Origin of the sequence: Paenibacillus sp. Aloe-11 (genome assembly GCF_000245715.1) — a bacterium.
GTDB classification, from domain to species: Bacteria; Bacillota; Bacilli; order Paenibacillales; family Paenibacillaceae; genus Paenibacillus; species Paenibacillus kribbensis.
Window position 1 is genome coordinate 77,843 of record NZ_JH601073.1, and the last position, 8,499, is coordinate 86,341.

At 51.1% G+C, this 8,499-nt stretch carries 7 protein-coding genes and 1 pseudogene; all 8 read right to left on the reverse strand.

Features of this window, described 5'->3' with window-relative positions:
• A pseudogene (locus WG8_RS29095) lies at positions 1-883 on the reverse strand (glycosyltransferase family 2 protein); the annotation flags it as partial.
• Positions 876-1,127 (reverse strand): hypothetical protein, encoded by a 252-nt coding sequence (locus WG8_RS23000; RefSeq protein WP_007432668.1) that lies wholly within the window; start codon positions 1,125-1,127, stop codon positions 876-878. The gene WG8_RS23000 and the pseudogene WG8_RS29095, both read right to left, overlap by 8 nt.
• A 430-nt stretch (positions 1,128-1,557) precedes the next feature.
• Entirely contained in the window at positions 1,558-2,970 is a 1,413-nt protein-coding gene (argH, locus tag WG8_RS23005) for an argininosuccinate lyase (protein WP_007432669.1), read from the reverse strand.
• An 87-nt stretch (positions 2,971-3,057) separates the two neighbouring features.
• Positions 3,058-4,293: an argininosuccinate synthase gene (locus tag WG8_RS23010; protein WP_007432670.1), complete on the reverse strand. Its 1,236-nt coding sequence runs from the start codon at positions 4,291-4,293 to the stop codon at positions 3,058-3,060.
• Between the two features lie 54 nt (positions 4,294-4,347).
• Positions 4,348-5,304, reverse strand: coding sequence for an ornithine carbamoyltransferase (gene argF / locus WG8_RS23015; RefSeq protein WP_007432671.1), 957 nt, complete (start codon positions 5,302-5,304; stop codon positions 4,348-4,350).
• Positions 5,305-5,352: 48 nt separating this feature from the next.
• Complete coding sequence (locus WG8_RS23020) at positions 5,353-6,615, reverse strand: acetylornithine transaminase (RefSeq protein WP_007432672.1); 1,263 nt, start codon at positions 6,613-6,615, stop codon at positions 5,353-5,355.
• 52 nt (positions 6,616-6,667) lie between these two features.
• Positions 6,668-7,507 carry an acetylglutamate kinase gene (gene argB, locus WG8_RS23025; protein WP_007432673.1) on the reverse strand — a complete coding sequence of 280 codons (840 nt, stop codon included), beginning with the start codon at positions 7,505-7,507 and terminating at the stop codon, positions 6,668-6,670.
• Positions 7,508-7,627: 120 nt separating this feature from the next.
• Positions 7,628-8,499 (reverse strand): bifunctional glutamate N-acetyltransferase/amino-acid acetyltransferase ArgJ (gene argJ / locus WG8_RS23030; RefSeq protein ID WP_007432674.1); only part of this gene is annotated, 872 nt, incomplete at its 5' end.

Genomic DNA, 8,499 nt, shown 5'->3' on the forward strand with positions numbered 1-8,499 from the left:
GCAGCGGGTCACTGACCGCCACAATATAGCGGTTCATATATTGATGAATGACGACCACACCATAAGCCATAGCCACCTGCTCGGGCAGCTTATAGGCAGCATCCAGCGCCAGTTCCTCACCGATACGGCCGATCCGGTTCTGTGTAGCAATCGCGCGGTACAAATCCGCAGGTTCCAGCATTTGCAATGACAGTAAAATGTCGCCGAGCAACCCGCCGCTCTTCGCCTGGAACTCCAGTGCGCGCTCTAGCTGCTCGGGTAAAATATAGCCGGAACGAACCAGCATATCGCCTAGTCGTTCCTTGGACTCGTCCCCGCTAACCTGCTGCTGCAGCTGCCCGGCTGTAATGAAGCCCATCTCCACGAGAATGTCGCCCAGCCTGCCACCATAACGCTTCTGGTTTCGGATGGCGTCCGCCAGCTGATCCCGGGTAATCAGCCCGTTCTCCACCAGTTGATCCCCCAGACGAGCTTTACCGTTTCGTCCGCTTTGTTCTCCAGTGACAATCTCTCCATCTGCCGCGCCTGCCACACTGGAAGCCGCTCCCATAGCGGTGCCTGCTGCCTGTTCCTGCTGCCCGGAAGCATACTGGATCTGCGCCTCCTGTGCCTGTCCAGCCTGCATGCCTTCATCCAGCAATGGCTTCACTGCTACTGAATCATCAGCGTTCTTGATAGCCTGGATGCGAAGCTCTGTATCCTGAAGTCGCCGTTCCAGCTCTTCGATATGAAAATCAAGCTTGTACAGCACCGGAGCTTGCTCCGACCGCTGGGCTTCCAGCTGCTGCTGCAGCTGAGCGATCAGTTGACGCTCTTCTTTTATTCTTTTCTTGGTTTGGCGAATCGACACTCCGCCAATCTGCCACCTAAGCTTGTCACCCATGGATTCCCGCCCTTTCAATCCAGCGCCGCTCTTCGGCAAGCGCGTCCGCAAGCAGCTGCTTCAGCTCCGCATCCCGCTGCTCTTTCCGTTCCAGCGCCGCGTGAAAAAGCTCCCGTTCCTCACGCAGCAACTTCTCCGCTTGCATCCGCTCCTCATTCAATGAAAACACCAGTTGTTCGGCGTCAGAAGCGCGATAACCGATCCATGCGCTCTTTAACTTCCGTGCCGTTCTTTTACTCCTCATAATACCTCCTGTACCGTCCCAATCTGTCCCTTGAGCATATCACTACTTCGATGATCCATACGTCCTTATGCACATCAGAACATCCTTATATTTCTTATATATACCAATCGTTTACACATTGATGCAATTTTTCCGGTCAGAAAACACTCTTTCCGGCCTGATCTCAGCTATGTATAAATGGGTCCGTTCTGGCTAATTGGGTCTACCTTTAAAAACTTAGTGCTATTCTACCATAATTATGTCAGAAGTAGGTATATAAAATGTAAACTATTCAATCTTTCATACTTATGTACAACTAGGTATTTAGAACTATTAACATATGTCTTAAAAAACACAAAAGGCACCGCGAACGGTGCCCTCTATTGAACAAAACTTGAGATTCCATATATAGTCTTGTAACCAGACAGAAGAATCATGCTTCTTTGCTGATTTAGTTACTACGTTGGTGTTCTTCAAACCAGGCTGACGTGTTCGCTAGGAGCTGCTCACTGCGTCCAATGGCTGCCTGTACCTGTCCTGTAGCTGTTCCGCCATATACATTCCGTGCGTTCACTACTGCCTCCGGTTGAAGCACCGCATAAATGCGGTCGTCGAACAAATCGGAGAACTGCTGGAATTCCTCCAGTGTCAGATCAAGCAAATATTTGCCGTGCTGGATACAATAGAGCACAGTTTTACCGATGACCTCATGCGCCTGACGGAAAGGAAGTCCCTTGCCGACCAGGAAATCCGCAATATCCGTTGCGTTCGAGAAATCCTGATTGACCGCTTGACGCATGCGATCCTTGTTCACCTTCATCGTGGCGATCATCGGTGCGAACAGCTGCAGCGCTCCTTCCAGCGTAGCAACGGTATCAAACATGCCTTCCTTGTCCTCCTGCATATCTTTGTTGTATGCCAGTGGCAAGGATTTGAGAACGGTTAGCAAGCCCATGAGATTGCCGTAGACACGTCCGGTTTTGCCGCGTACCAGCTCCGGTACGTCCGGGTTCTTCTTCTGCGGCATAATGCTGCTGCCTGTGCAAAAGGCATCATCCAGCTCCACGAAGCCAAACTCCGTGCTGCTCCATAGCACCAGTTCCTCGCTCAGACGAGACAAATGCGTCATAATCAGCGAGGCTCCAGCCAGGAACTCTACTATAAAATCCCGATCGCTGACGGCATCCAGACTATTTTCATATACGCCATCAAACCCGAGCTGCTCAGCTACAAAATGACGGTCGATCGGGAAGGTGGTTCCTGCCAAAGCGCCAGCACCTAACGGCAATACATTGATACGCTTGTAGCTGTCCTTAAGACGGTCAATATCACGCTCCAGCATAGATACATATGCGAGCAAATGATGTGCAAATAAAATCGGCTGCGCACGCTGCAAGTGTGTGTATCCGGGTACAATCGTGTCCAGATTGTCTTTCGCCTGTCCGATTAATGCGGCTTGCACGTCATGCAGCATCCCCACCAGCGATACGACACGGCCACGCAAATACAAGTGCATATCCGTGGCTACCTGATCGTTGCGGCTGCGTCCGGTGTGCAGCTTACCGCCAACCGGACCAATAGCTTCGATCAGATTTTTTTCGATATTCATGTGAATATCCTCGTCCGAAATTGAAAACTCAATCTCTCCACGGCGAATGCGCTCCAGTACTGTGTGCAATCCTTCCTTGATCGTGTCGGCGTCCGCTTGCGGAATAATGCCGCACTTGCCCAGCATGGCTACATGGGCCAAGCTGCCCTGAATATCCTCTTCTGCCAACGCCTGATCAAATCCGATAGAAGCCGTGTATTCCTCTACCAGCTTATTCGTTTGCTTCGTAAAACGCCCGCCCCATAACTTACTCATTGCATGATCCCCTCTCTGCAATAACAAGCCGCCCTCGTCGTTTGGACAAGAACGGCCCGCATTCCGTACATTTATTAGATTACATCATTATTTATGATTTTGTGTTACGCCCGCATTGACCTTCAAGCGCAAAGCATTCAACCGGATGAAGCCTGTTGCATCACCTTGATCATAGGCTTGTGTCGGATCGGCTTCCATCGTCGCAATATCTGGGTTGTACAGGCTAACCGGACTTTTGACGCCTGCGCCGATAATATTGCCTTTGTACAGCTTCACGCGCACCGTACCACTGACATTTTTCTGGCTCTCATGAACCAGAGCCTGCAAAGCCACACGTTCCGGCGCGAACCAGAACCCGTTGTACACCAAGGTAGCATAACGGGTAATCAGACTGTCACGCAAATTCATAACTTCGCGGTCCATCGTGATGGATTCCATTTTGCGGTGAGCTGTGAACAGGATCGTACCGCCCGGCGTCTCGTAGACTCCGCGGCTCTTCATGCCCACAAAACGGTTCTCCACCATATCCACGCGTCCGATGCCGTGCTTGCCGCCCAGCTCATTCAGCTTTTCCATCACCTGCAGCGGAGTCAACTGCTCTCCGTTCAAAGCGACGCAATTGCCTGCTTCAAATTCCAGCTCCAAATATTCCGCTTCATCAGGAGCGTCCTCTGGCGCGTTGCTGAGCAAGAACATCTCTTTATTTTCAGGAGCGCTCGGATCAAACCAAGGGTCCTCCAGCACACCGCTTTCATAGCTGATATGCAGCAGGTTGCGGTCCATGGAGTACGGCTTGGCTGCAGAAGCGGTTACCGGAATATTGTGTTTTTCAGCATAGGCAATCATTTCTGCCCGGCCCGGGAACTGATTGCGGAACTCTTCCAGCCGCCAAGGTGCAATCACCTTGATATCCGGTGTCAACGCTGCCGCGTTCAGCTCGAAGCGCACCTGATCGTTGCCTTTGCCTGTTGCGCCGTGAGCGATCGCTGTTGCTCCCTCGGCAATCGCAATATCGACCATTCGCTTGGCGATCAATGGACGTGCAATACTCGTTCCGAGCAAATATTGCCCTTCATACAAAGCACCCGCCTGAAACATCGGATAAATAAAATCCTTGGCGAATTCATCACGCAGATCATCAATGTACACTTTGGAAGCCCCCGTAGCGAGCGCTTTTTCCTCCAAACCGTCCAGTTCTTCCTTCTGACCGATGTCAGCGGTAAATGCGATGATCTCGGCATCATACGTTTCCTTGAGCCATTTCAGAATGACCGACGTATCCAGACCGCCGGAGTATGCGAGTACGATTTTTTCTTTTGCCATGATTAAAGTCCTCCCCAAAATGCTTCTAGCCTTTATCTTCCTTACCTATTTTCCTTATCCCAGCAAAGCAACCAACAGCGCTTTTTGCGCATGCAGGCGATTTTCCGCTTCATCAAAAATGACTGAATTCGGACCGTCAATGACACCCGCACTCACTTCTTCCCCACGATGTGCAGGCAGACAGTGCAGGAACAAATAATCCGGCTTCGCCAGCTGGACCAGCTCCTCATTCACCTGGAAATCGGCAAAAGCAAGCTCACGCTCCTTCTGCTCTTCCTCAAAGCCCATGCTCGCCCATACATCCGTATAAATTGCATCCGCATCCTTTACCGCTTCTTGCGGACTTTGGGTTATAACAATTTCACTCCCTGTCTGCTTGGCGATCTCACGGGAAGCTGCAACCACACTCGGGTCAGGCTCGTATCCAGCAGGACTTGCAATCGATACATGTACTCCGAGCTTCGCTCCGCCGATCAATAGAGAATGCGCCATATTATTGCCATCCCCGATGTAAGCTAGTTTGAGTCCTTTTAGCTTGCCCTTTTGCTCATACAAGGTTTGGTAATCAGCCAGCACCTGACATGGATGCGCCAAATCGCTCAAGCCGTTGATCACAGGAACGGATGCATAACGTGCCAATTCTACGACATTATCGTGCCCAAAGGTACGAATCATAATGCCATCCAGATAGCGTGACATGACTTGCGCCATGTCGCTAATAGGCTCGCCGCGTCCCAGTTGAATGTCATTTTTACTGAGGAAAAGGGCATGCCCGCCCAATTGATACATACCGACTTCAAAAGATACCCGTGTACGTGTGGAGGATTTTTCGAAAATCAGTCCAAGTGTTTTCCCCTGTAGCGGCTGATAGGTTTCCCCGTTTTTGTGCTTACGCTTAATTTCGATGGCGAGATCAATTAAATACTGGATTTCCTCTGTAGAGTAGTCATCCAGCTCAAGGAAGTCCCGCCCCTTCAAATTCATCTGCTGCAGTGCGCCGCTCTGGCTCATGCTATCGTCTCCTTTTACACTTTAATCTGGATGATTTGCTTTTTAAAACTAAGCCACATGCTCCCGAATCAATTCAGCAATCAGTGTTACAGCCTGATCAATTTCATCCTTTGTTACATACAGGTTAGGCAACAGGCGAATCACGTTCGGGCCTGCTGTAATGAACAGAATTCCCTTCTTCTGTCCTGCCAAAACAAGCTCTGCTACCGGCTCCGCACACTCAATGCCGACCATCAGCCCTTTTCCGCGGATATCCTTTACAAAAGGAATATCTCCAAGCTGCTTTTGCAGGCTATGGAACAAATATTCGCCCATCTCAGCTGCACGTTCTGGCAGTTTGTCATCTATAATCGTTTCAATGGTCGCCTGAACGGCTGCCATCGCGAGCGGCGTACCACCAAAGGTGGAACCGTGGCTGCCCGCCGTGAACGCTTCACGCAAATATCCTTTGCCCAGCATCGCACCTACAGAAAAGCCACTGCCCAGTCCCTTCGCCAATGTAAAGATATCCGGCTCTATGCCATAATGCTCAAAGGCAAACAGCTTACCTGTCCGTCCCATGCCTGTTTGCACCTCATCAATGATCAGCAGCAAGCCATGCTCGCGGCACAGCTTGGTAATCACATCTACAAAAGCAGGGTCTACCGGATACATGCCGCCTTCGGCCTGCACCATTTCCAGCATAATGGCCGCCGTATTCTCATTGATAGCTGCTTCAAGCGCAGCCTGATCATGAAGTGGAACGCTTTTAAACCCGGCAGGAAGCGGCAAAAATCCTTCTTTAACTTTATCCTGACCGGTAGCGGTCAGGGTTGCCAGCGTCCGCCCGTGAAAGGATTGCGTGAACGTAATGACTTCGTAGCGGCCGTTCTGTTTCACCTTTTGGTGGTAACGACGCGCCAGCTTGATCGCAGCTTCATTCGCCTCCGCCCCGCTATTGCAGAAAAATACAGCATCCGCGCTGCTATTGGCAGTCAGCAAAGCTGCCGCCCGTTCCTGTCCTGGAATATGAAACAGATTGGATACATGCCACAGTTCATCAATCTGTTTTTTCAAGCGCTCGGCTACAGCCTGAGGGGCATGCCCGAGATTGGTAACGGCAATGCCTGACATGAAATCCAGATAACGCTTGCCCTGATCATCCCACAGCCAGCTTCCTTGACCTTTGACCAGTGACAGCGGATATCTTGCATAGGTTGGAAAGAGAGAGCTTTGCGGCTGCGCTTCTGCCGCTACCTTTTCCGTGCGCACTCCGATTGCATCCGTATTTGGCAATTCCTCGCTCACCAGTGCATTAGACTCCTTACTCATGTTGTTCACGCTCCTTTTTTCGTTTGGTTATAAAGGTTTCGCTATAACGTAATTACTGCATACGCACGATGCGTGTTCCTATCGATTCCCCGCCCAGCACACGGCTCAGCACCTGCGGTTCGCTGCCATTCACAATAACAACTTCCTTCACTTTTCCGTGGATGCAGGCAATAGCCGCCCTCACTTTCGGGATCATACCCCCGTAGATTTCACCCGTACTGATCATATCTTCAATCTCCTGTACGGTGATGGAGTCCAGTACCTTCTTTTCGCTACCATTCTTTTTCAATATCCCCGGCACATCGGTAACGACGATCATCCGACTGACCCCGAGGTGAGAAGCCACTGCACCCGCCGCTGTATCCGCATTAATGTTGTAACGCTGACCGGATCGATCAATGCCAATAGGTGCAATAACAGGCATGTAGTTCATATCCAGCACACCTGTAATAATCGAAGCTTGAACAGACGTTACCTCTCCGACCCAACCGACCTCTGCGGCATTCGGCACAGGCTTTGCTTCAATTAAATAGCCATCACTGCCTGACAAGCCCAATGCTCGCCCTCCGTGCATCCCTATTCTGCGTACAATCTGCTTGTTAATGCTGCCTGCCAGCACCATTTCCACGACATCCAGCACAGGTTCAGTCGTTTTACGCAATCCATTAATGAACTCCGTTTCGATTCCCAGCTTCGCCAAATTGTCAGAGATCGCGGGACCCCCGCCATGGACAATGACAGGCTGAAGTCCTTCCGACTGCAAACGGGCCAAGTCGTCAAAAAAGGAATCAGGCAACGCAGCCAACGTACTTCCTCCGCATTTCATCACAAAATTACGACGTGCCACTCCGGCATGATTGGCTTGATCCGCGTGCTCCATTGCTGATTGCATATCATCTCTCCTTTTCTCCTCTGCACAGGTCCGTGCGATTTTAAAAAGACGCTAGATTTACACCCGCTCATTGCTTATATCAACGAATGCCGTTGTTCAATTGGTGTTTATTCCTTGCATCTATGTCCGATATGCAGCGTTAATCCGCACATAATCATAAGTTAAATCACAGCCCCAGGCTGTAGCAGTTCCGTTCCCATGATGCAAATCAACGATAATTCGCACCGTATCTCCACGTAAATAGGAAAGCGCCTCGGCTTCATCAAAAGCGACCGGACTGGATTGACTCAGCACGATAATATCACCCAGGCGGATGTCTACCGTATCTGGATTCACCGGCTCTCCGGCACGCCCGACGGCTGCAATAATGCGTCCCCAGTTGGCGTCTGCACCGAAAACAGCTGATTTCACCAAACTGGACCCGATCACCGTCTTGGCTATCGCCTGGGCAGACGCATCGCTTACCGCCCCGATCACCGACACCTCTACCAGTTTCGTAGCACCTTCTCCATCGCGAGCAATCGCCTTCGCCAGCTCCTGGCAGATATAGGTGAACGCCTCGGCAAAAGCCTCCCAATCGGGATGGCCTGCATCCAACTCGCGGTTGCCCGCCAGCCCGCTTGCCATAGCGATCAGCATATCGTTCGTACTTGTATCGCCATCCACTGTAATCATATTAAAGCTGTTATCCGTCGCCTGCTTTAGGAGCTGATGAAGCGCTGCCTGCCCGATGGCTGCGTCACAGGTCATAAAGGCCAGCATCGTTGCCATATTCGGATGAATCATGCCCGAGCCCTTCGCTGCCCCGGCGATGTGCACCGTCACGCCATCCACTTCAACCGCCACGCACGCTTCCTTTTTCACCAAATCTGTCGTCAGAATGGCTTGGGTAAATTGCTCCGCTCCATCGCTTTCCCCGTTCACACGGTCAGGTAATGACGATATACCGCCAAGCACACGATCCATTTTCAAATGCTCGCCAATCACGCCAG

Coding starts and splice junctions, on each gene's coding strand:
- WG8_RS23000 (WP_007432668.1), bottom strand. CDS start 1,127: ATGAGGAGTAAAAGAACGGCACGGAAGTTAAAGAGCGCATGGATCGGT.
- argH (WP_007432669.1), bottom strand. CDS start 2,970: ATGAGTAAGTTATGGGGCGGGCGTTTTACGAAGCAAACGAATAAGCTG.
- WG8_RS23010 (WP_007432670.1), bottom strand. CDS start 4,293: ATGGCAAAAGAAAAAATCGTACTCGCATACTCCGGCGGTCTGGATACG.
- argF (WP_007432671.1), bottom strand. CDS start 5,304: ATGAGCCAGAGCGGCGCACTGCAGCAGATGAATTTGAAGGGGCGGGAC.
- WG8_RS23020 (WP_007432672.1), bottom strand. CDS start 6,615: ATGAGTAAGGAGTCTAATGCACTGGTGAGCGAGGAATTGCCAAATACG.
- argB (WP_007432673.1), bottom strand. CDS start 7,507: ATGCAATCAGCAATGGAGCACGCGGATCAAGCCAATCATGCCGGAGTG.